Source organism: Cupriavidus sp. L7L, assembly GCF_004353535.1.
Taxonomy (GTDB): Bacteria; Pseudomonadota; Gammaproteobacteria; order Burkholderiales; family Burkholderiaceae; genus Cupriavidus; species Cupriavidus oxalaticus_A.
On record NZ_SMNY01000183.1, the window covers coordinates 1 to 1,497 of the forward strand.

At 61.3% G+C, this 1,497-nt stretch carries 3 protein-coding genes; all 3 read right to left on the reverse strand.

Annotated elements, in window-relative coordinates:
• A partial coding sequence (locus tag E1J61_RS37995) for a hypothetical protein (protein WP_207951322.1) occupies nt 1-484 on the reverse strand: 484 nt, incomplete at its 3' end.
• Between the two features lie 13 nt (nt 485-497).
• Nucleotides 498-986, reverse strand: a complete 489-nt coding sequence (locus E1J61_RS36990; protein WP_133098672.1) for a hypothetical protein — start codon at nt 984-986, stop codon at nt 498-500.
• Between the two features lie 20 nt (nt 987-1,006).
• On the reverse strand, nt 1,007-1,497 hold a 491-nt coding region (locus tag E1J61_RS37735), incomplete at its 5' end, for a hypothetical protein (protein WP_165971642.1).

Sequence of the window (1,497 nt, forward strand, 5' to 3'; positions counted from 1 at the left end):
ACCTGTCGGGTGCTGATACCGTGATGGACGCGGTGATAGCGTGAGAGCCAGACGTCTCCGCCGTTTTTAGCAGAGCCTGGGCGACCCTGTCTTGAAATTCCTGAACCTTCGACATATGCGCTCTATCCTTGGACCTGTGAAGTAATTCGCTTGGGAGGGTCGTAGCGGCTGGCGACATCCTCATCCGGGGCCGCGCGCGGGAGCTCTCATCCGCCTTTTGCTCGTGCTCTACGGGCTCGCCGGCACACACTGGCGTTCCACCGTAGACCCGAACCCCGCAGCACGGGTCGAAATCCGGATCGTCCGGGCCCCGCCCACCCGCATCGACCGTACAGGAGGCGTAGGTGTACATCTCCGCGCAGTCGCGGCGCAGCTGGTTCAGCGTCAGCGCGGGATCATCTTTGACGGGGTCGTACCCGACGTTCTCGACATACCAGGCTACGCACTGCTCCTGGCTCATCGTGAGGAAATCTGGGGTGCTCATCGTGTCTTCTCTCTTACATCCTCATCGCAGGCGCGTTCTTGGCTGCGTCCTTCCAGAAGACCCCCAACTTGCTGAGCTTCTCCTGTGCGGTACGGCAGAACTCGCCGAAATCGCCAGGTGAATGCGCTTCCAGGCGATCCACTTCCGAACGGAGTCGTCCGACGCCCTGCTCGAAGTCCCCGCGGATTCCCTTCATCACGCCATTGATGGCACTGGACGTGTCTTGGCTGATCACGCCTGCCGCCTTAGCGGCATCCTGCGTCTCCTGCAGTGCGCGGAAACTCGCCACGAACGACTTAACCAGCGCCTTCACCGATGCTGTTGCCGCGCGCTCGCCGGACACCGAATCGTCAACCACCGCGGCGAAGGCCTGCGTTGTCGTGGCAATCGACTCAACCGCTGTCTGCACACGCCCGCAGCGGAACGCCGCGATGGCGGCTGCGGGGTTGGGAACCGCAGCGCCGTTAGACTGGTTTTCTTTGAGGTTTTCAGCCATCGTCATGATTTCTCACCTGGCGTTCACTATCGGGCATTTGTGCTCTGCGCCCGCAAAAGCTGGGCCTCGATGGTCGGTCGCATCTCCGCCCGCGTCTGGGCCGCGAGGAGTTGGCCAAGGGCAACGCCAACCTTCTCCATCATCCGCAGATTCTGCAGTTGCAACTCGTTGGAGTAGGCCTGCATGAAGATCATCTCTCGCTGCAGCTTCTCCGGGCTCGCTTCCGCCGCCATGGCAACTACCCAGTAGGGGTTCCGGAAGCGCCGACCCGACTCGAAGTCCATCATCTCTGCCAGGCTCATCGATCCGTTCTTGGCCTGCCTCGATGCGGTCAGGTCGAAATACTTGGCCGCATGGTCCGCCTTCTTGATCTCCTGAATCAGCCGGTTGCTGCCCGGGAACGGCATGCGCGAAGCGATCAGGTCAAACTGGATCTTTTCCGCAGCACTCATGTTGGCCTGGTACATCTTCTGCAAGGCGATGTAGCTCTTGCCCTGCTCGGTTGCTGCCTCGGCCT